Below are 20,014 nucleotides of genomic sequence, written 5' to 3' on the forward strand. Positions count from 1 at the left end.
GCGAGGCGCCGCCGGTCTGGCTTTCATCACTCAATTCGATTTCAGCGACATGGAAAACACGCAAGAGAATCCGGCTGGTCAACCGGCCGACGAGAGCGGCCGCGACGCGCAGGCTGCGCAACCCCAGGCCGCCGAAGTGCCGCCGGCGGCGGGCGAGGCCGAGGCCGCGCTGGCCGAGGCGCAAGCCAGGATCGCCGACCTGCAGGAAAGCTTCCTGCGGGCCAAGGCCGAGACCGAGAACGTGCGCCGCCGCGGCCAGGACGACGTCGCCAAGGCCCACAAATTCGCGATCGAGAGCTTCGCCGAGCACCTGCTGCCGGTGATCGACAGCCTCGAGGCCGCCGTCGGCGACAAGTCCGACGACATCGCGAAGGTCCGCGAAGGCGTCGAGCTGACGCTGCGCCAGTTGCAGAGCGCGCTCGAAAAGGGCCGCGTGCAGGTGATCGACCCGGTCGGCGCGAAGTTCGATCCGCACCAGCACCAGGCGATCTCGATGGTGCCGGCCGAGCAGGAGCCGAACACCGTCGTCACCGTGTTGCAAAAGGGCTATACGATCGCCGACCGCGTGCTGCGTCCCGCGCTCGTGACGGTTTCGCAGCCGAAGTAAGCGCGCGGCTGGCGCGAAATCGGCGCGTCGCCCGCATGACATCGGCATGACTCAAGCATGATTTGAGCGTTTCCGGCCCCGCCGCCGGCGCCGCGCCTCGTGCGCGCCGGCGGCGCGGCCGCGTGACGTTCCGGAGCCGGGCGCGGCGGGTTGCGCCCGGCTTCGTGTTGATAAGGGGCCGTATCGGCCCGCGGCGCCCGCCGATTGAAAAAATTGAATAGCCGCATCGCTTTCGGGGTCTTGAAAACGGCGCGAACGCACCTATTTCGTGTGCATGGTTGAATTCGGCGCGGCAAACCGGGCAAAACGTCCCGGAATCCGCAGCAAAACAGAGTTTCTGGAGATTACGAAAATGGGAAAGATCATCGGTATTGACCTCGGGACCACGAACTCGTGCGTGGCCGTGATGGAAGGCAATCAGGTCAAGGTCATCGAGAACTCGGAAGGCACCCGCACCACGCCGTCGATCATTGCGTACATGGACGACAACGAAGTGCTGGTCGGCGCGCCCGCCAAGCGCCAGTCCGTGACCAACCCGAAGAACACGCTGTTCGCGGTGAAGCGCCTGATCGGCCGCCGCTTCGAAGAGAAGGAAGTGCAGAAGGACATCGGCCTGATGCCCTACGCGATCATCAAGGCCGACAACGGCGACGCCTGGGTCGAAGCGCATGGCGAGAAGCTCGCGCCGCCGCAGGTCTCGGCCGAAGTGCTGCGCAAGATGAAGAAGACGGCCGAGGACTACCTCGGCGAGCCGGTCACGGAAGCTGTGATCACGGTGCCGGCCTACTTCAACGACAGCCAGCGCCAGGCCACCAAGGACGCGGGCCGCATCGCCGGCCTGGAAGTCAAGCGGATCATCAACGAGCCGACCGCGGCCGCGCTCGCGTTCGGCCTCGACAAGGCCGAGAAGGGCGACCGCAAGATCGCCGTGTATGACCTCGGCGGCGGCACGTTCGACGTGTCGATCATCGAGATCGCGGACGTGGACGGCGAAATGCAGTTCGAAGTGCTGTCGACCAACGGCGACACGTTCCTCGGCGGCGAGGACTTCGACCAACGCATCATCGATTACATCATCGGCGAGTTCAAGAAGGAGCAGGGCGTCGACCTGTCGAAGGACGTGCTCGCGCTGCAGCGCCTGAAGGAAGCGGCCGAAAAGGCGAAGATCGAGCTGTCGTCGAGCCAGCAGACCGAGATCAACCTGCCGTACATCACGGCCGACGCCTCGGGCCCGAAGCACTTGAACCTGAAGATCACGCGCGCCAAGCTGGAAGCGCTGGTCGAGGAACTGGTCGAGCGCACCATCGAGCCGTGCCGCATCGCGATCAAGGACGCCGGCGTGAAGGTGTCGGACATCGACGACGTGATCCTGGTCGGCGGCCAGACGCGCATGCCGAAGGTGCAGGAGAAGGTCAAGGAGTTCTTCGGCAAGGAACCGCGCCGTGACGTGAACCCGGACGAAGCCGTCGCCGTGGGCGCCGCGATCCAGGGCCAGGTGCTGTCGGGCGACCGCAAGGACGTGCTGCTGCTCGACGTGACCCCGCTGTCGCTCGGCATCGAGACGCTCGGCGGCGTGATGACGAAGATGATCAACAAGAACACCACGATCCCGACCAAGCACGCGCAGGTCTATTCGACGGCCGACGACAACCAGGGCGCCGTGACGATCAAGGTGTTCCAGGGCGAGCGCGAGATGGCGGCCGGCAACAAGCTGCTCGGCGAGTTCAACCTCGAAGGCATCCCGCCGGCACCGCGCGGCGTGCCGCAGATCGAGGTGACGTTCGACATCGACGCGAACGGCATCCTGCACGTCGGCGCGAAGGACAAGGCGACCGGCAAGGAAAACAAGATCACCATCAAGGCGAACTCGGGCCTGTCGGAAGCCGAGATCGACAAGATGATCAAGGACGCCGAAGCGAACGCGGCCGAAGACCAGAAGCTGCGTGAGCGCGCCGACGCGCGCAACCAGGGCGACGCGCTGGTCCACAGCACGAAGAAGGCGGTGGCCGAGTACGGCGACAAGCTCGACGCCGGCGAGAAGGAAAAGATCGAGGCGGCGCTGAAGGACCTCGAGGACGTGCTGAAGGACACCTCGGCCGAGAAGGAAGCGATCGAGGCGAAGGTCGAGGCGCTGTCGACGGCTTCGCAGAAGCTTGGTGAAAAGATGTACGCCGACATGCAGGCGCAGCAGGCCGGTGCCGCCGGCGCGGCGGGCGCGGCCGAAGGCGCGGCGCATGCGGGCGGCGCGAGCGCGGCGGCCGACGACGTCGTCGATGCCGACTTCAAGGAAGTGAAGAAGGACTGAAGTCGGGAAGCGGCCGTGCCGCGCGGCACGGCCGCTTCCGATCCGCCCCGTCACTGCCGGACGGGTGGATCATCCCTGCGCCTGGCGGGCCTTGCGGCTCGCCGGGCACATTCGTTTTATGGCGGGCGGCGCGCGAGCGCCGCTCTACAGGTCGCAAGACTTTACTGGAAGCGAGAGGAGCCGCCCGCGCGAGGTGCGCGGCGGCAGTGAACCGATATGGCGAAACGGGATTACTACGAGGTTCTGGGCGTCGCGAAGAACGCGAGCGACGACGAAATCAAGAAGGCATATCGCAAGCTCGCGATGAAGTACCACCCTGACCGCAATCCGGACAGCAAGGATGCGGAAGAGCGTTTCAAGGAGGTGAAGGAAGCCTACGAAATGCTCTCGGACGACCAGAAGCGGGCGGCCTACGACCAGTACGGCCACGCGGGCGTCGATCCGAACATGGGCGGCGCTGGCGCGCAGGGCTTCGGCGGCTTCGCCGACGCATTCGGCGACATCTTCGGCGACATCTTCGGCCAGGCCGCGGGCGGGGCCGCGCGCGGCGGCCGCGGCGGCCCGCAGGTCTATCGCGGCGCCGACCTGCGCTACAGCATGGAAATCACGCTGGAGCAGGCCGCGCACGGCTACGAGACGCAGATCCGCGTGCCGAGCTGGGTCTCGTGCGAGATCTGCCACGGCTCCGGCGCGAAGCCGGGCACCAAGCCCGACACCTGCCCGACCTGCCACGGCCAGGGCTCGGTGCGCATGTCGCAGGGTTTCTTCAGCATCCAGCAGACCTGCCCGAAATGCCACGGCACCGGCACCTACATCCCGGAACCGTGCGCGCACTGCCACGGCTCGGGCAAGGTGAAGGAAACCAAGACGCTGGAAGTGAAGATCCCGGCCGGGATCGACGACGGCATGCGGATCCGCTCGGCCGGCAACGGCGAGCCCGGCATCAATGGCGGGCCGTCGGGCGACCTCTACGTCGAGATCCACATCAAGTCGCACTCGGTGTTCGAGCGCGACGGCGACGACCTGCACTGCCAGATGCCGATCCCGTTCACGACGGCGGCGCTGGGCGGCGAGATCGAGGTGCCGACGCTGGCCGGACGCGCCTCGTTCACGGTGCCGGAAGGCACGCAGTCGGGCAAGACGTTCCGGCTGCGCGGCAAGGGCATCAAGGGGCTGCGTTCGAGCATCGCCGGCGATCTCTACGTCCACGTGCAGATCGAGACGCCGGTCAAGCTGACCGACGCGCAGCGCGACCTGCTCAAGCAGTTCGAGCAGTCGCTGGCCGAAGGCGGCGGTCGCCACAGCCCGCAGAGCAAGAGCTGGTTCGACCGGGTGAAGAGCTTCTTCGAGTGACCGGAAGGATGGCGACATGACTGAAGTCGGAGCCGGCGCGCCGTTCGCGCTGCTCGACGACTGCAACTCGACCGCGTTCGCGCGGTCGAGTCGTTTGTACACGGGCTTTTCGCACCAACGCGTCTGCACCGATCCGGCCGCGCTCGACGCCATCTGCGCGGCGGTGGCGGCCGACGCGGCGCGCGGCCTGCACGCGGTGGTGCTCGGCGACTACGCGTTCGGCCGCAACCTGCAGCGCGGCGTGCCCGGCGATGGCGCCGAGGCCGACGGCGCGCTGCGCTTCGTGCTGTTCACCTCGCTCGCGCGGCTCTCGTGTGACGAGGTCGATGCGTGGCTCGCCGCGCACGACGCCGAAGGCGGCGGCCCCGGCGGCGAGCCGTCGGCGGCCGGCGTCGCGCGGCTGCGCAAGAGCGTCACGCGCGCCGGATTCGACGCGGCGATCGACGCTATCCTTGCCGCGCTGCGCGCCGGCGATTCCTACCAGGTCAACTACACCTACCGGCTCGGCTTCGAGGCGCACGGCTCGCCGCTCGCGCTATACCGGCGGCTGCGCGCGCGCCAGCCGGTGCGCTATGGTGCGCTCGTCGCGCTGCCGGACGACCGCTGGGTGCTGTCGTGCTCGCCCGAGCTGTTCGTCGAGAAGGCCGGCGCGCGGCTGCGCACGCGGCCGATGAAGGGCACCGCGCCGCGTTCGGCCGACCCCGCCGCCGACGCGCGCGCCGCGGCGTTCCTCGCCGGCGACGCGAAGAATCGCGCCGAGAACCTGATGATCGTCGACCTGCTGCGCAACGACGTCTCGCGCGTGGCCGTGACGGGCTCGGTGCGCGTGCCGGCGTTGTTCACGGTCGAGCCCTACGCGTCGGTCTGGCAGATGACCTCGACGGTCGAGGCCGAGGCGCGGCCCGAGGCCGGCTTCGCCGACCTGCTGCGCGCGCTGTTCCCGTGCGGCTCGATCACGGGTGCGCCGAAGCACAGCACGATGGCGCTGATCGACGCACTCGAATCGACGCCGCGCGGCCTCTACACGGGCGCGCTCGGCTGGCTCGACGCGGCGGCGCCGGGCGCCGCCTGCGGCGACTTCTGCCTGTCGGTGACGATCCGCACGCTGGTGCTCGCGGCGCGTCGCGCCGACGGCTGGCGCGCCGGTACAATGGGCGTCGGCGCCGGCATCGTGCTCGACAGCGCCGCCCCTGACGAATACGCGGAGTGCGAATTGAAGGCCAGCTTTTTGACCGACGCCGATCCCGGCTTCCAGTTGTTCGAGACGATGCATGCCACGCGCGCCGACGGCGTGCGCCATCTCGAGCGCCACCTCGCGCGGCTCGCCGCCAGTGCCGAGGCGCTCGGCTTCGCCTGCGATCGCGCGGCGCTCGACAAGCAGATCGCCGAACGGGTGGCGTCGTTCGACGGCGACGGCGCGATCCGCCTGCGCGCGGCGCTGGCCAAAGACGGCACGCTCGAACTGGTGGCGGCGCCGATGGCGGCGCTGGCCGCGCCCGGCGTCACGGTGCTGCTCGCGGCCGAACACGGTTTCGCGCCGACCGCGTCGTCCGATCCGCTGCTCGCGCACAAGACCACGCGCCGCGCCGAATACGATCGCGCCTGGCGCGAGGCCGAGGCGGCCGGCGCGTTCGACATGCTGTTCGTCAACGAGCGCGGCGAACTGACCGAGGGCGGGCGCACCAGCCTGTTCGTGCGGCTCGACGGGCGCTGGTACACGCCGCCGCTCGCCTGCGGGCTGCTGCCCGGCGTGATGCGCGCGGCGCTGCTCGACGACGCGGCCTGGGGCGCGAGCGAGCGCGTGATGACGCCCGACGACCTGCTGCGCGCCGACGCGCTGATGGTCTGCAACGCGCTGCGCGGCGCGGTGCCGGCCACGCTGCGGCGCGCCTGAGCGTGATACGGCGCGGCGCGTGGCGCTGCACGGCGTCGCGCGATCCAGTGCGTCCATTGACGTGAAAAAGGCGCGGCATCCACCGGGGATGCCGCGCCTTTTTCGTTGGCGGCGCGCCGCCAGCGCGCCACGCAAACCACTCTCAGAACGAATGCTCCGGGCCGGGGAAGCTGCCGTCCTTGACGGCGCGCACGTAGGCCTCGACGGCCGCGAAGATGCTCGGCTGGCCGTGCATGAAATCCTTCACGAAGCGCGGCCGCTTGCCGGGGAAGATGCCGAGCATGTCGTGCAGCACCAGCACCTGGCCCGAGCAGTTGAGGCCGGCGCCGATGCCGATGGTGGGCGTGCGGATCAGCGCGGTCAGCTCCGAGGCGACCAGTGTCGGCACCGCCTCGAGCACCATCAGCTGCGCACCGGCCTGCTCCAGCGCCCGCGCGTCGCGCAGCAGCTGGGCGGCGCCGGCCTCGGTCTTGCCCTGCACCTTGAAGCCGCCGAACGCATGCACCGACTGGGGCGTGAGCCCGAGGTGCGGACACACCGGCACGGCGCGCTCGACCAGGAAGCGCACCGTGTCGGCGAGCCATTCGCCGCCTTCCAGCTTGACCATCTGCGCGCCGGCGCGCATCAGCTTGACCGAACTCGCGAACGCCTCGGCCGGCGTGCCGTAGGTGCCGAACGGCAGGTCGGCGACGATCAGCGCGCGCGGCTGCGCGCGCGCCACGCAGGCGGTGTGATAGGCGATCTCGTCGAGCGTGACGGGCAGCGTGGTGGTCTGGCCTTGCAGCACGTTGCCGAGCGAATCGCCGATCAGCAGCGCGTCGACGCCGGCGCGATCGAGCAGCGACGCGAAGCTCGCGTCGTAGCAGGTCAGCATCGCGATCTTTTCGCCCGCGTCGCGCATGGCCTGCAGTTTCGGCACGGTCACGGCCGCGCGGCTCGATTCCTGGAGGTAGGTCATGGAGGGTCCGGTTTCGTGGAGAAAGACAGGCGGCGCCGCGATCCGCCTCAGCGGCCCGCGCCGCCCTTGACGAAGGATTCCTTGCGCCCGCGCATCGTCTCGATGCGCGTGATCAGCAGGGCAAGGTCGTCCGGCGAGTCGAGCGGATTCAGGTGTTCCGCCGCGACGGTGAGGACCGGCGTGCGGTCGTAGTGATAGAAGAATTCGTTGTAGGCATCGCACAGCGCGCGCAGGTAGGCGTCGCCGATCTGCAGCTCCATCGCGACGCCGCGCTTCTGGATGCGCGCGTACAGCACCTCGGGGCTCGCCTGCAGGTAGACCACCAGGTCGGGCGCGGGCGCCGGCGTGTCGATGCGCTCGGCCAGCGCGCGGTAGAGCTGCCATTCGTCGTCGGCGAGCGTCAGGCGCGCGAAGATCTCGTTCTTCTGCGGCATGAAATCGGCCACCAGCGCGGCGCCGGCGGCCTGCGCGGCGGCGAGCTCGCCGGCCTGGCGCGCGCGCTGCAGCGTGAACGCAAGCTGCGCCGGCAGCGCATGGCGCGCGCCTTCGCGGTAAAAGCGTTCGAGAAAAGGATTGTCCTGTGGGCGCTCGAGCAGCGTGCCCATCTCCCAGTGTTCGGCCAGCAGCGTGGCGAGCGAGGTCTTGCCGACACCGATCGGCCCCTCGATCGCGAGGTAGCGGTGGGGCGGGCGCGGGTCGGGCGGCGTGACGGTCAGCGGCGTCGCGTTCATCGGCAGCGGCGCGTCTCGTTGGCGGCCTTCATCGCCACCAGGCACTGGCAGGTCTGCACCTTCTCGATGCGCTGGTCGGCCACTGCGGCGAGGAACGCCTGGGCGGCGCCGTGCGAGGGAATCGCGAGTGCCGGATCGAGTTCGAGCAGCGGCACCAGCACGAACGCGCGCGCGGTCAGGCGCGGATGGGGCACGACGAGGTCGGGCTCGTCGATCAGATGGTCGCCATACAGCAGGATGTCGATGTCGAGCGTGCGCGGCGCGTTGCGGAACGGCCGCTCGCGACCGAAGTGGTGCTCGATCTGCTGGCAGAGCCGGAGCAATTCGCGGGCCGGCAGCCGCGTGTCGATCTTGACCACGCAGTTGTAGTAGTCGTCGCCGCCGGCGTCCACGGGGGCCGTCCGGTACAGGCTCGACTTGCCGATCACGGTGATCAACGTGCATTGCTGCGCGAGGCAGACCACCGCGTCCTTCAACGCCTGGCGCGCATCGCCGAGATTCGCGCCCAGCCCGAGATAAGCAACCGTCATGGCATCCACATCCTACGTCGTTCGACGGCTCAGTCCTGCGCGTCCGGCGCGTCGGCCTCTTGCACGGTGCCGTCGGCCGGCCTGCGGTTGCGCGTGCCGCCGCGGCGGCGGCGCTTGCGCGGTGCCGCCGGGTCGCGCGGGGCGCCGTTCGTGAGCAATGCCTCGCGAGCCGCGGCATCGCCGTCGATGAAATCCGTCCACCATTGCGCGACGCCCGGGTCCAGTTCGCCCGACTCGCTGCGCAGGAGGAGGAAATCATACCCCGCTCTAAACCTTTGGTGTTCCAGCAGCCTCATGGCGCTGCGGCCCGAGCGCTTTTCCAGGCGCAGTTGCAGGCCCCAGATCTCGCGCATGTCGGCCGAGTAGCGCTTGTGGATCGCGAGCTTCTCGGTCTGCATCTCGAGCACGTCGTCCATCGCGCGCTGCAGCGCCGGCACCGGGAACTCGCCGTTCGCGACGTTCTGGTTCCAGCGCTGGCGCATGTCGTGCCAGAGCAGCGTCGCGAACAAAAAGCCCGGCGACACCGACTTGCCGGCGCGCACGCGCGCGTCCGTGTTGTTGAGCGCGAGCGTGATGAACTTCTCGCCCTGGGGCTGTTCCAGCACCACGTCGAGCAGCGGCAGCAGCCCGTGGTGCAGGCCCTCGCTGCGCAGCTGCCTGAGGCAGGCGAGCGCGTGGCCCGAGAGCAGCAGCTTGAGCATCTCGTCGAACAGGCGCGCGGCGGGCACGTTGTTGATCAGGTCGGCGAGCGGCTGGATCGGCTCGCGCGTGTGCGGCTCGATGTCGAAGCCGAGCTTGGCCGCGAAGCGCACCACGCGCAGCATCCGCACCGGATCCTCGCGGTAGCGCGTGGCCGGATCGCCGATCATGCGCAACAGTCGTGCGCGCACGTCGGCCATGCCGTCGTGGTAGTCGAGCACGGTCTGCGTCGCGGGGTCGTAATACATCGCGTTGATCGTGAAGTCGCGGCGCGCCGCGTCCTCGTGCTGCTCGCCCCAGACGTTGTCGCGCAGCACCCGCCCGCTCGCGTCCACCGCGTGGGTGCGGCGGTCGAGCTCGTCGCGCTTCATGCGCCGCGGCGGCGCGGCGTCGGCGGGGGCTGCCTCGGGCGCGTCGGCCGGCGTGTCCACCAGCGCGCGGAACGTCGAGACCTCGATCAGCTCCTGGCCGAACTGCACGTGGACGATCTGGAACCGGCGGCCGATCAGCCTCGCGCGGCGGAACAGCCGCTGTACCTCGGTGGGCGTCGCGTCGGTGGCGACGTCGAAATCCTTCGGCGCGATGCCGAGCAGCAGATCGCGTACCGCGCCGCCGACGATGAACGCGCGGAAGCCGGCCTGCTGCAGCGTGTCGGTCACGCGTACGGCGTTGCGCGAGATCAGCGACGGGTCGATGCCATGCACGGCGGCCGGCACGAGGGTCGGCTCGGTGCGGCTCGCGGCGACCTTCGCGGCGTCGCGCGCGGCCTGCTTCTTCGCGGCGGCGACGGCAGCCGGCGAGGCGGCCGCGGGGCCGGTGGAGGGCGGGGCGGCGTCGGCCGCGCCGGGGGTGTCCTGGGCGGCGGAATCGTCCTGCCCGAGCAGCTTGCGGATGAGTTTCTTGATCACGACGGTTGGAAGAGGTCGAGGACGCGCCAGCCGTGTTCGCGGGCATGCGCACGCAGCGTGTCGTCGGGGTTGGTCGCGACCGGATCGGTCACTTTCTCGAGCAGCGGGATGTCGTTGTGCGAGTCGCTGTAGAAGTAGCTGCGTTCGAAGTCGGCGAGGCGTTTGCCGAGCGAGGCGAGCCACGCCTCGGTGCGCGCGATCTTGCCCTCGCGGAAGCTCGGCGTGCCGGTCGCGCGGCCGGTGAGCGCCGAGGCCGGATCGCCGTCGACGGTTTCGACGTCGCAGGCGATCAGCGTCTCGACGCCGAACGCGTCGGCGATCGGCCGCGTCACGAACGCGTTGGTCGCGGTGACGATGCAGCAGAGGTCGCCCGCCTGCTGGTGCTCGCGCACCAGCTCAACTGCGGCCGGCAGCATCGCAGGCCGGATCACCTCGTGCATGTACTGCTCGTGCCACGCGTCGAGCTGCTCGCGCGAATGCTGCGCGAGCGGTGCCAGCACCGCGGCCAGATAGGCATGGATGTCTAGCGTGCCGGCCTTGTAGTCGGCGTAGAAGCGATCGTTCTGACGCGTGAAGCTGTCAGCGTCGACGAGGCCGAGCTTGACGATGAAGCGGCCCCATTCGTGGTCGCTGTCGGTCGGGATCAACGTGTGATCGAGGTCAAAGAGTGCCAGATTTGTCATGGAAGGGCATTTTACTTGAAGCTACTTGATCCGGCCGGAAGCGTCCGCCTCGCGCTCCAGCGCGGCCAGCAGCGCACGCAGCAGCGGCAGCGTGACCGCGCGTTTCTGTTCGAGCGAGAAGCGGTCGAGCGCGTCGAGCAGGGCCATCAGGCTCGGCATGTCGCGCCGGTAGTGGGTGAGCAGGTAGGCGGGCACGTCGTCGGCGATCGCGATGCCGCGCGCCTTGGCGGCCTGCTTGAAGACGGCCGCCTTGTCGGCGTCCGACAGCGGCGCGAGATGGAACACCAGGCCCCAGCCGAGCCGCGTGCGCAGGTCCTCGCGCACGTCGAGCGCGAGCGGCGCGGCCGGGCCGGCGCCGACGAACGCGCTCGACGGATGCGCGCGCACCTCGTTGAACAGGTTGAAGAGGGCGATCTGCTGGGTGTCGCTCATCGCGTCGATGTCGTCGACGGCGTACAGCGAGACGCGCGGATCGAACGCGATCGCGCCGAGCGGGCTTTGCGGCGTGAGGTAGCGCGCGCTGCCGTACGAGGTGTCGTAGACGAGCGCCTGCAGCAGATGGCTGCGGCCGCTGCCGGCCTCGCCCCAGACGTAGAACGAGCGGTCGGCGACCGGGCCGGCGGCGAGCGCGAGATCGAGCCGGCGCAGCCGCGAGACGAGCTCGTCGTTCGGCCCGATGGTGAAGTTCTCGAACGTCGCGGGCGGCGGCGTGCCGAGGTCGAGCGTCAGTTGACGGGTGGCGGTCACGGTGCGGATCGGGTGAGGTCGGGCTCGCGCCGTGCGGCGGCGGGGAGCGGGCGCCGGGCTGTCGCCGCCGCTTCCACGGCGGTGGGGCCGATGCCGCGCGTTCGCGGTTGCCGCGGTTGCGGCGCAGCCGCCGTCGTCGTCGCGGTGTCGTTCGTGGTCCCGGCCGCTGTCGCGGCGATCCAACGCGAGGCGCCATCGCTTCGACCGCGCGCCCGGCGTGCCCGGGCGCCGGCCGGCATCGCGCCCGCGCCGCGTGCCGGGCCGGCCGCGCGCGACCCGCGCGGCGGCGCGGCGGGCGCCGCTGCCGGCCGGTGGGCCGGCGATGAAAACGGGGACGATTCGGACACGATGCTTTACCTGGAGAGATCGACGCGGGGAATTCGGCCGGGCGTCCGGCTTCGGGTAAAATCGCATTTTACCGACCTTCTCGCATTCCCCCATGACTTCTCCGAAATCCGCTCCCGACGCCCAAGGTCTTTCCTACCGTGACGCGGGCGTCGACATTGACGCGGGCGACGCGCTCGTCGACAAGATCAAGCCCTTTGCCAAGAAAACGCTGCGCGACGGCGTGCTCGGCGGGATCGGCGGATTCGGCGCACTGTTCGAAGTGCCGAAGAAGTACCGGGAGCCGGTGCTGGTGTCGGGCACCGACGGCGTCGGCACCAAGCTCAAGCTCGCGTTCCACCTGAACCGCCACGACACGGTCGGCCAGGATCTGGTCGCGATGAGCGTGAACGACATCCTCGTGCAGGGCGCCGAGCCGCTGTTCTTCCTCGACTACTTCGCGTGCGGCAAGCTCGACGTCGAGACGGCCGCGACGGTCGTGAAGGGCATCGCGACGGGCTGCGAGCTGGCCGGCTGCGCGCTGATCGGCGGCGAGACGGCGGAAATGCCGGGCATGTATCCGGACGGCGAATATGACCTGGCCGGCTTCGCGGTCGGCGCGGTCGAGAAGAGCAGGATCATCGACGGCAGCACGATCGTCGAGGGCGACGTGGTGCTGGGCCTCGCGTCGAGCGGCATCCACTCGAACGGGTTCTCGCTGGTGCGCAAGATCATCGAGCGCGCGAACCCGGACCTCGACGCCGCGTTCGACGGCCGCACGCTGGCCGACGCGCTGATCGCGCCGACCCGCATCTACGTGAAGCCGCTGCTCGCGCTGATGGCGAAGCTGCCGGTCAAGGGCATGGCGCACATCACCGGCGGCGGCCTCGTCGAGAACATCCCGCGCGTGCTGCGCGAGGGCCTGACGGCCGAGCTCGACCAGACCGCCTGGACGCTGCCGCCGCTGTTCCAGTGGCTGCAGCAGCACGGCGGCGTGGCCGACGCGGAGATGCATCGCGTCTTCAACTGCGGGATCGGGATGGCAGTGATCGTCTCGGCGGCCGACGCCGACGCGGCGGTGGCCGAGTTGAGCGCCGCCGGCGAGCAGGTCTGGAAGATCGGCAAGGTGCGCGCCACGCGCGAGGGCGAGGCGCAGACCGTGGTGGTGTGAGGCCGAGGCAGCGAGAGGATCGGTGGCACGGCGCTCGCGCCGTGCAGCAGGAAGGGCCGCGATTCGCGGCCCTTTTCGTTGGTGGGCGCGACGCCGGCGGGGGGTTCGTTCGCGTGGTGCGGCGGCGGCGGTCGCGCTGCCCGTCGTCCGTTGCCCGTCGTCCGTTTTCCCGCCCCGTGCCGCGGGGGGCGCCCCGCCGGTGGCCGGGCGGCGCGACTCAGGCCGCCGTGTCGAGCACGCGTTCGAGCGCGGTCACGGCCCGCCGCGGCGAGTCGTCGGCGCAGCAGTCCACCACGATGCGCTCCGGCATCGAGCGCAGCCAGGTCAGCTGCCGCTTGCAGAGCTGGCGCGTGGCGAACACGCCCTTGTCGCGCATCGTCGCGAGGTCGGTGGCGCCGTCGAGATACTCCCAGGCCTGCCGGTAGCCGACGCAGCGCATCGACGGCAGGCCGAGATGCAAGTCACCGCGCCGGCGCAGCCGTTGCACCTCGTCGATGAAGCCGGCCGCGAGCATCGCGTCGAAGCGCGCGGCGATCCGCGCATGCAGCACGGCGCGGTCGGACGGCTCCAGCGCCACCGGCACGAAGCGGTAGCGCTCGGCCTCGTCGCTGGCGGGCGGCGGCGCGGCGAGCAGCGCCGACATCGGCTGGCCGCTCAGTTCGAGGATTTCGAGCGCGCGCTGGATGCGCTGCGCGTCGTTCGGCGCGAGCCGCGCGGCGGTGTCCGGGTCGGCCAGCGCGAGCCGCGCGTGCAGCGCCGGCCAGCCGTCGCGCGCGGCATCGGCATCGAGCCGCGCGCGCAGTTCCGGATCGGCGGCCGGCAGCGCATTGAGCCCCTGCGTCAGCGCCTTGTAGTAGAGCATGGTCCCGCCCGCCAGCAGCGGCGTGTGCCCGCGCGCGAGGATCTCGCCGACCAGACGCAGCGCATCGGCGCGGAATTCGGCGGCTGAATAGGCGTCGAGCGGATCGCGGATGTCGATCAGGTGATGCGGCACGCGCTCGCGTTCGGCGCGGTCCGGCTTCGCGGTGCCGATGTCCATCTCGCGATAGACGAGCGCCGAATCGACGCTGACGATCTCCACCGGACGCCGCCCGGCCAGCGCCAGCGCCGCGGCGGTCTTGCCCGAGGCGGTCGGGCCGAGCAGGCAGGCGACGGTGACGCGCGGAGAACCGGTCACGCCGCTCATTGGCCGCGCATGAACAGGCGATCGAGATCGCCAAGCGTGAGCTGGTACCAGGTCGGCCGGCCGTGATTGCACTGGTCGGCGCGCTCGGTGGCCTCCATCTGGCGCAGCAGCGCGTTCATCTCGTCGAGCGTCAGGCGCCGGTTCGCGCGCACCGCGTGATGGCAGGCCAGCGTGCCGAGCAGTTCGTGCTGGCGCTCGGTCAGCACGCGTGAACCGCCGAATTCGTGCAGATCGGCCAGCACCGCGCGCGCCAGCGTCGGCAGGTCGGCGTCGCGCAGCAGCGCCGGCACCGCGCGGATCGCGAGCGTGGTGGGCGAGAGCGTCGCCAGGTCGAAGCCGAGCGCGTCGAGCGTCTCGCGCTCCTCCTCGGCGGTGCCGATCTCGACCGGCGTGGCCGCCATCGTCACCGGCAGCAGCAGCGACTGCACCGCGATCGTGCGGTTCGCGAGCGCGGTCTTGAACTGCTCGTAGAGGATCCGTTCGTGCGCGGCATGCATGTCGACGATCACGAGGCCCTGCGCGTTCTGCGCGAGCACGTAGATGCCGTGGATCTGGCCGAGCGCGAAGCCGAGCGGCTGCGTGTCGAGTCCGGCGTCGGCCGGCAGCGTGCCGGGCGTGGCGCCGAACGGCGCGGGCTCGGCCGTGCCGGTTGCCTCGCCGCTGGCTTCCTTGCGCCCGAACAGCGCGTCGTAGAGCGCGAGCGGCTGCGCGACGGGCAGCGTGCCCTGGGTCATGCGCGACTGGCGCATCCAGGTGTTGCCGGAGCCCGGGCGTGCGGCGCCGCCGCCGAATCCGCCGCCGCTGCCGCCGCCGCCGCCGCCGCCGGCCGAACCGAAGCCACCCGCCGCGCGCCCGAAGCCGCCCGCCGTGCCTGACGACGCGCCGCCGCCGAAGCTCGAACCGAAACCCCCGCCGAGCCCGCCAAGGCTGCCGACACCATCCGCGGCCTCCTCGGCCCCCTCGGCCGCGCGCGCCGTCGCGTCGCCGGCCTCGCCGCCCGCGAGCCCGAGCGGCGCGCGTTCCAGCGTGGCCCCCGCGCCGGCCGGCGCCAGATGCGCGGCATGGCCGCCCGCCGTGGTCTCGGGCGAGGCGCCCGCGTGCCGCGCGAGCGCGCGCTGCACGGCATGGAACACGTACTGGTGGATCGAGCGCGAATCGCGGAACCGCACCTCGATCTTCGACGGATGCACGTTCACGTCGACGGCCTCGGGCGGCAGGTCGAGGAACAGCACGTAGGACGGGTAGCGGTCGCCGTGCAGCACGTCCTCGTAGGCGGCGCGCACCGCGTGCGTGAGCAGCTTGTCGCGCACGAAGCGGCCGTTGACGAAGAAGTATTGCTGGTCGGCGCGGCCGCGGCTCGCGGTGGGCAGGCCCGCGCAGCCGTACACGGCGAGCGGCCCGGCCTGCTCGTCGAGCGGCAGGTGCGCGGTGGCGAAGCCCTCCCCGAGGATCTTCGCGACGCGCACGGCCGGCTCGCTCGCGTTCCAGTGCTCGACTGCCTTGCCGTTGTGCAGCACCGAGATCGCCACGTCGGGGCGCGCCAGCGCCGCGCGGCGGATCATCTCCAGGCAGTGGCCGAATTCGGTCTGCTCGCTCTTCAGGAACTTGCGGCGCGCGGGCGTGTTGAAGTACAGCTCGCGCACCTCGATGGTGGTGCCGCGCGTGCCGGCCGCGGGCGACAGCGCGCCGGTGTCGGCGTCGATGCGCGTGGCGTGCGGCGCCTGCTCGGTGCGGCTCGTGATCGCCAGCTCGGAAACCGAGGCGATCGAGGCCAGTGCCTCGCCGCGAAAGCCGAGCGTGGCCACCGATTCGAGCTCGACGAGCGAGCGGATCTTGCTGGTGGCGTGGCGCATCAGCGCGAGCGGCAGCTCGTCGGCGGGAATCCCGCAGCCGTCGTCGGTGATCGCGATGCGCTTGACGCCACCCTCGTCGAGCACGATGCGCAGCGTGGTGGCGCCGGCGTCGAGCGCGTTTTCGAGCAGCTCCTTGACGACGGAGGCCGGGCGCTCGACCACCTCGCCGGCCGCGATCTGGCTGATCAGCTGGTCGGGCAGCGGCTGGATCGCGCGCAGCGGGCGCGGCCCGGCCGCGGGAGCGCCGGCGCTCGCGGGGGCGTCGGCGGAGTCGGTGGAATCGGTGAATTCGGACATGCGGGAATTATAACGACGCCGCCGCGCGCGCACCGGCGCTGCCGAGCGACACAAATTTTTTCAAGTGCGTACACGGGCGCTCAAGTTTCCTTCGGTATCATCTCGCCGGTTGCGTTGGCCCGGCCGGCGGCGCGCCCGTCCGGCTTTCCCGCTGTTTTGTCCCCAGTCCGCGCGCCCCCAATTCGCGCGCTCGTCCCGCCCCTGTTCCCGAATCGAAGGAAACGTCTTGGATACGCTGATTCATTTCGTCAACCTGGTCCTGCACATCGACGCGTTCCTCGGCCAGTTCATCCGGCAGTACGGCGCCTGGGTGTATCTGGTGCTGTTCCTGATCGTGTTCTGCGAAACCGGGCTGGTGATCCTGCCGTTCCTGCCGGGCGATTCGCTGCTGTTCATCGCGGGCGCGTTCGCCGCGTCCGGCGAGATGAGCGTGGTGGCGCTGATCGTGCTGCTGCTCGCGGCGGCCATGCTCGGCAACACCGTCAACTACCTGCTCGGCCGCGCGATCGGGCCGAAGGTGTTCGACACGCACGTGCCGGTGCTCGAGCGCTTCCTCGACCGCGCCGCGCTGCAGAAGACCCATGATTTCTACGAACGCCACGGCGGCAAGACGCTGGTGCTGGCGCGCTTCATTCCGGTGGTGCGCACCTTCGCGCCGTTCGTCGCCGGCGTCTCGGCGATGCGCTTCGCGCGCTTCCAGCTCTTCAACGTGGCCGGCGCGCTGGGCTGGGTGCTGCTGCTCACGCTGCTCGGCTATTTCTTCGGCAACATCCCGTTCATCCGCCAGTACCTGAACGTGATCGTGCTGGTGGGGATCGGCGCGGCGGCCGTGCCGGTCGTGATCGGCGCGCTCTGGAAGCTGTTGCGCGGGCGGGCGAACCCGTCGCGCGGCGGCTCGAACGCGCCGCGCGGGCGCGGCTGAGGCACCGCCGCCGCGGCCGGACTGCCGCGATCCGCTTGCCCCGGTCCCGGCCCCCGCCTGAAAGCGACGACGCTCGCTCCCTTCGAGCGGGCGTCGTCGCTTGCGGCATGCATTGTTGGGCGGTAGCGAGTTCCGCCATGAAGTCTCCGGGTCGGAAAATCGGGGCGCGGCATGCGCCCGGCCGCGCCGTGATAACCGTCCGGACCCGCGGCGGCAGCCGCGCGCCGCGCAGGAAAGGTCAAGCATGGTCAAGGCGATGCGCGGCTCGCGGCGCGTGCCCGGGAAGCGGCGCCGGAATTGGGCTGCCGGTGCCGAGGCGAGAGCGCCGGATGCTCAGCCGTGGGTGCCGTTGCGCGGCGCGCGCGGCGTGAACGCGAAGGTCTCGACGCGGCCGCCGCGCGCGACGATCGCCGTGCTCTCGGGGATCTCCTGCCACGCGTCGGGCAGGTCGACGAGCGGCTCGGACAGCACCAGGAACGCATCGTCGCCGACCGCCGCGATGCGCGGATCGTCGGGATAGAGTTCGTGCAGATGGCGAAACGAGGTGCTGTGGAACAGCGTGCGCGATCGATGCTCGCTCGAATAGCGCACGGCCACCACCTGCTCGCCGTCGGTCGCGCAGACGGTCATGTTGATCGGCTGCGCCACGCCGTGCTTCGCGGCGATGTCCTCGATCACGCCGGCCATCCGTTCGAGCGCCGGCAGCGGCGTGTGCTCGAGCCCGAACGTCAGCGCCAGGTGGAACATCACCTCGGAGTCGGTCGAGCCTTCCACCGACGGGAACAGCGCCGGATCGATGCGCAGCATCAGGTCGTGGCGCAGCTTGTGATAGCGGCGGATCAGGCCGTTGTGGACGAACATCCAGCGGCCGTGCCGGAACGGATGGCAGTTGGTTTCCTGGATCGGCGTGTCGGTGGCCGCGCGGATGTGCGCGACGAAGTGCGGGGAGTGGATCGCGCGCGCGGCCTCGCGCAGGTTACGGTCGTTCCAGGCCGGATGCACCGAGCGGTAGCGGAACGGGATCTCGTCGGGGCGCCCGTACCAGCCGATGCCGAAGCCGTCGCCGTTGGTGGTGGTGGCGCCGAGCCGCGAATGCAGGCTCTGGTCGATCAGCGAATGCCTGGCGCGGAACAGCACCGTTTCGAGCGGGATCGGATTGCCGGTATAGGCCAGCCAGCGGCACATGGGGACTCCTTCTGCGACTGCGGCGGAGGGCCGGCGCGCGGGGCGCGGCCGGCCGGGAAGTCAGCCGAGCATAGCGGAAATCGGCCGACCCCGGCGGCGGCCCGCGCGACCGGCGGCGCCGGCCTTGCAGGCAGGTCGCGGCCCGCCTGCAAGCCGGTTTCGGCGCGCTTTCGAAGGCTTTCGCGAGCCTTCGCGCGCCGCCGCCCGCTTACTTCGGCGCGCGGCCGTAGGTGTCCTCGAAGCGGACGATGTCGTCCTCGCCGAGGTAGGCGCCCGACTGCACCTCGATCAGCTCGAGCGGGATCTTGCCCGGATTGCTCAGGCGGTGCGTCGCGCCGAGCGGGATGTAGGTCGACTGGTTCTCGGTCAGCATGATTTCCCGGTCGCCGTTGGTCACGAGCGCGGTGCCCTTCACGACGATCCAGTGCTCGGCGCGATGGTGGTGCATCTGCAGGCTCAGCTGCGCGCCCGGCTTGACGACGATGCGCTTGACCTGGAACCGGTCGCCCTGGTCGATGCCCTCGTAGTCGCCCCACGGGCGTACCACGCGACGGTGCGTGACCGATTCGTGACGGCCCGAGGCATTCAGCCATTCGACGATCTTCTTGACGTCCTGCGAGCGGTCGCGATGCGTGATCAGCACCGCGTCGGCGGTCTCGACGATCACCAGGTTGTCGACCCCGATCGCGGCCACCATGCGATGGTCGGCGCGCACGTAGGAGTTGCTGACGGCGTCGGTGTAGACGTCGCCGAGTACCGTGTTGCCGTCCGCGTTCTTTGCGGAGATGTCGGCCAGCGCGCTCCATGAGCCGATGTCGTCCCAGCCCAGGTCGACGGTCTCGACCACGGCCGCGTGGCGGGTCTTCTCCATCACGGCGTAGTCGATCGACAGGCTCGGGCTGGCGGCGAACGCCTCGTGGTCGAGCCGCACGAAGTCGCTGTCGCGCTGGGCGCCGGCCAGCGCGAGGCCGGCCTGGCGCGCGATCTCGGGCGCGTGCTGGCGCAGTTCCTCGAGGTAGGTCGAGGCCTTGATCAGGAACATCCCGCTGTTCCAGTAGTAGCCCCCTTCGTCGAGCAGGCGCCGCGCCTTGGCCGCGTCGGGCTTCTCGATGAACGCGTCGACCTGGAACACCGCGCGCCCGGCGTCGATCGGCGCGCCGCGATGGATGTAGCCGTAACCCGTGTGCGCTTCCTTCGGCGCGATGCCGAACGTGACGAGCGCGCCGTCGGCGGCCACCGGCGCCGCGTTGGTGACGGCCTCGACGAACGCGCGCTCGTTGAGGATCACGTGGTCGGACGGCAGCACCAGCATCAGCGCGTCGGGCTGCTGCTGCGCCGCGAGCAGCGCCGCCACGGCGATCGCGGGCGCGGTGTTGCGGGCCACCGGCTCCAGCACGATCGAGGTCGGCGCGACGTCGATCTGGCGCAGCTGTTCGGCCACCAGGAAGCGTTGCTCGGCATTGCTGACGATGATCGGCGCGGCCACGTCGGGGATCGTGCGCAGACGCTGCGCGGTCTGCTGCACCAGCGTCTGTTCGCCGGTCAGCCGCAGATACTGCTTCGGATAACCGCCCCGCGACATGGGCCACAGACGGGTGCCGCTGCCGCCGCAGAGAATGATCGGATAAATATTCATCGCAAGCTCTTGTTGAGGAACACGG

The 20,014-nt window shown here is 70.2% G+C and carries 16 protein-coding genes; 6 read left to right on the forward strand and 10 right to left on the reverse strand.

What is annotated here, in order from left to right:
• Positions 1-49 precede the first annotated feature (49 nt).
• The 4 genes from grpE (at position 50) to pabB (ending at position 6,159) form a co-directional block, all read left to right on the forward strand.
• A complete protein-coding gene (grpE, locus tag bpln_RS03110) occupies positions 50-607 on the forward strand; it encodes a nucleotide exchange factor GrpE (protein WP_042623925.1) in 558 nt (185 codons plus the stop codon).
• A gap of 352 nt (positions 608-959) precedes the next feature.
• The gene (dnaK, locus tag bpln_RS03115; RefSeq protein WP_042623926.1) at positions 960-2,912 is read left to right on the forward strand and encodes a molecular chaperone DnaK; all 1,953 of its coding nucleotides are present in this window, start codon (positions 960-962) and stop codon (positions 2,910-2,912) included.
• A 216-nt stretch (positions 2,913-3,128) separates the two neighbouring features.
• Entirely contained in the window at positions 3,129-4,265 is a 1,137-nt protein-coding gene (gene dnaJ / locus bpln_RS03120; protein WP_042623927.1) for a molecular chaperone DnaJ, read from the forward strand.
• Positions 4,266-4,281: 16 nt separating this feature from the next.
• Positions 4,282-6,159 carry an aminodeoxychorismate synthase component I gene (gene pabB, locus bpln_RS03125; RefSeq protein ID WP_055138061.1) on the forward strand — a complete coding sequence of 626 codons (1,878 nt, stop codon included), beginning with the start codon at positions 4,282-4,284 and terminating at the stop codon, positions 6,157-6,159.
• A gap of 142 nt (positions 6,160-6,301) precedes the next feature.
• Here pabB and panB read toward each other — a convergent pair whose 3' ends face one another.
• From panB to hda, 6 genes are read right to left on the reverse strand one after another with little or no spacing between them, the layout of a single operon-like run.
• On the reverse strand, positions 6,302-7,117 hold the full coding sequence (panB, locus tag bpln_RS03130) for a 3-methyl-2-oxobutanoate hydroxymethyltransferase (protein WP_042623929.1): 816 nt from the start codon (positions 7,115-7,117) through the stop codon (positions 6,302-6,304).
• Between the two features lie 47 nt (positions 7,118-7,164).
• On the reverse strand, positions 7,165-7,848 hold the full coding sequence (locus bpln_RS03135) for a deoxynucleoside kinase (protein WP_042623930.1): 684 nt from the start codon (positions 7,846-7,848) through the stop codon (positions 7,165-7,167).
• Positions 7,845-8,378 carry a 2-amino-4-hydroxy-6-hydroxymethyldihydropteridine diphosphokinase gene (gene folK / locus bpln_RS03140; protein ID WP_042623931.1) on the reverse strand — a complete coding sequence of 178 codons (534 nt, stop codon included), beginning with the start codon at positions 8,376-8,378 and terminating at the stop codon, positions 7,845-7,847. Before folK ends, bpln_RS03135 begins: the two co-directional genes overlap by 4 nt.
• A 29-nt stretch (positions 8,379-8,407) precedes the next feature.
• Positions 8,408-9,985: a polynucleotide adenylyltransferase PcnB gene (pcnB, locus tag bpln_RS03145; protein ID WP_055138062.1), complete on the reverse strand. Its 1,578-nt coding sequence runs from the start codon at positions 9,983-9,985 to the stop codon at positions 8,408-8,410.
• Positions 9,982-10,668: a histidinol-phosphatase gene (locus bpln_RS03150; protein WP_042623933.1), complete on the reverse strand. Its 687-nt coding sequence runs from the start codon at positions 10,666-10,668 to the stop codon at positions 9,982-9,984. The genes pcnB and bpln_RS03150 overlap by 4 nt, the downstream gene beginning before the upstream one ends.
• Before the next feature lie 21 nt (positions 10,669-10,689).
• Positions 10,690-11,415 (reverse strand): DnaA regulatory inactivator Hda, encoded by a 726-nt coding sequence (gene hda / locus bpln_RS03155; protein ID WP_042623934.1) that lies wholly within the window; start codon positions 11,413-11,415, stop codon positions 10,690-10,692.
• A gap of 439 nt (positions 11,416-11,854) precedes the next feature.
• Here hda and purM point away from each other — a divergent pair, with 439 nt between their 5' ends.
• The gene (gene purM / locus bpln_RS03160) at positions 11,855-12,910 is read left to right on the forward strand and encodes a phosphoribosylformylglycinamidine cyclo-ligase (protein ID WP_042623935.1); all 1,056 of its coding nucleotides are present in this window, start codon (positions 11,855-11,857) and stop codon (positions 12,908-12,910) included.
• 217 nt (positions 12,911-13,127) lie between these two features.
• Here the strand turns inward: purM and miaA are convergent, their stop codons facing one another.
• Positions 13,128-14,096 (reverse strand): tRNA (adenosine(37)-N6)-dimethylallyltransferase MiaA, encoded by a 969-nt coding sequence (gene miaA / locus bpln_RS03165; protein ID WP_055138063.1) that lies wholly within the window; start codon positions 14,094-14,096, stop codon positions 13,128-13,130.
• Positions 14,093-16,246, reverse strand: a complete 2,154-nt coding sequence (gene mutL, locus bpln_RS03170; protein WP_055138064.1) for a DNA mismatch repair endonuclease MutL — start codon at positions 16,244-16,246, stop codon at positions 14,093-14,095. The genes miaA and mutL overlap by 4 nt, the downstream gene beginning before the upstream one ends.
• 226 nt (positions 16,247-16,472) lie before the next feature.
• Here mutL and bpln_RS03175 point away from each other — a divergent pair, with 226 nt between their 5' ends.
• The gene (locus tag bpln_RS03175; RefSeq protein ID WP_055138065.1) at positions 16,473-17,168 is read left to right on the forward strand and encodes a VTT domain-containing protein; all 696 of its coding nucleotides are present in this window, start codon (positions 16,473-16,475) and stop codon (positions 17,166-17,168) included.
• A 333-nt stretch (positions 17,169-17,501) separates the two neighbouring features.
• Here the strand turns inward: bpln_RS03175 and bpln_RS03180 are convergent, their stop codons facing one another.
• Complete coding sequence (locus tag bpln_RS03180; protein ID WP_042623939.1) at positions 17,502-18,353, reverse strand: class II glutamine amidotransferase; 852 nt, start codon at positions 18,351-18,353, stop codon at positions 17,502-17,504.
• Between the two features lie 208 nt (positions 18,354-18,561).
• The gene (locus bpln_RS03185) at positions 18,562-19,989 is read right to left on the reverse strand and encodes a mannose-1-phosphate guanylyltransferase/mannose-6-phosphate isomerase (RefSeq protein ID WP_042623940.1); all 1,428 of its coding nucleotides are present in this window, start codon (positions 19,987-19,989) and stop codon (positions 18,562-18,564) included.
• Positions 19,990-20,014: the final 25 nt, after the last annotated feature.

This window comes from Burkholderia plantarii (assembly GCF_001411805.1).
Lineage (GTDB): Bacteria > Pseudomonadota > Gammaproteobacteria > Burkholderiales > Burkholderiaceae > Burkholderia > Burkholderia plantarii.

Coding starts and splice junctions, on each gene's coding strand:
- purM (WP_042623935.1), top strand. CDS start 11,855: ATGACTTCTCCGAAATCCGCTCCCGACGCCCAAGGTCTTTCCTACCGT.
- grpE (WP_042623925.1), top strand. CDS start 50: ATGGAAAACACGCAAGAGAATCCGGCTGGTCAACCGGCCGACGAGAGC.
- dnaJ (WP_042623927.1), top strand. CDS start 3,129: ATGGCGAAACGGGATTACTACGAGGTTCTGGGCGTCGCGAAGAACGCG.
- pabB (WP_055138061.1), top strand. CDS start 4,282: ATGACTGAAGTCGGAGCCGGCGCGCCGTTCGCGCTGCTCGACGACTGC.
- bpln_RS03185 (WP_042623940.1), bottom strand. CDS start 19,989: ATGAATATTTATCCGATCATTCTCTGCGGCGGCAGCGGCACCCGTCTG.
- bpln_RS03180 (WP_042623939.1), bottom strand. CDS start 18,353: ATGTGCCGCTGGCTGGCCTATACCGGCAATCCGATCCCGCTCGAAACG.
- miaA (WP_055138063.1), bottom strand. CDS start 14,096: ATGAGCGGCGTGACCGGTTCTCCGCGCGTCACCGTCGCCTGCCTGCTC.
- panB (WP_042623929.1), bottom strand. CDS start 7,117: ATGACCTACCTCCAGGAATCGAGCCGCGCGGCCGTGACCGTGCCGAAA.
- dnaK (WP_042623926.1), top strand. CDS start 960: ATGGGAAAGATCATCGGTATTGACCTCGGGACCACGAACTCGTGCGTG.
- bpln_RS03150 (WP_042623933.1), bottom strand. CDS start 10,668: ATGACAAATCTGGCACTCTTTGACCTCGATCACACGTTGATCCCGACC.
- folK (WP_042623931.1), bottom strand. CDS start 8,378: ATGACGGTTGCTTATCTCGGGCTGGGCGCGAATCTCGGCGATGCGCGC.
- mutL (WP_055138064.1), bottom strand. CDS start 16,246: ATGTCCGAATTCACCGATTCCACCGACTCCGCCGACGCCCCCGCGAGC.
- bpln_RS03135 (WP_042623930.1), bottom strand. CDS start 7,848: ATGAACGCGACGCCGCTGACCGTCACGCCGCCCGACCCGCGCCCGCCC.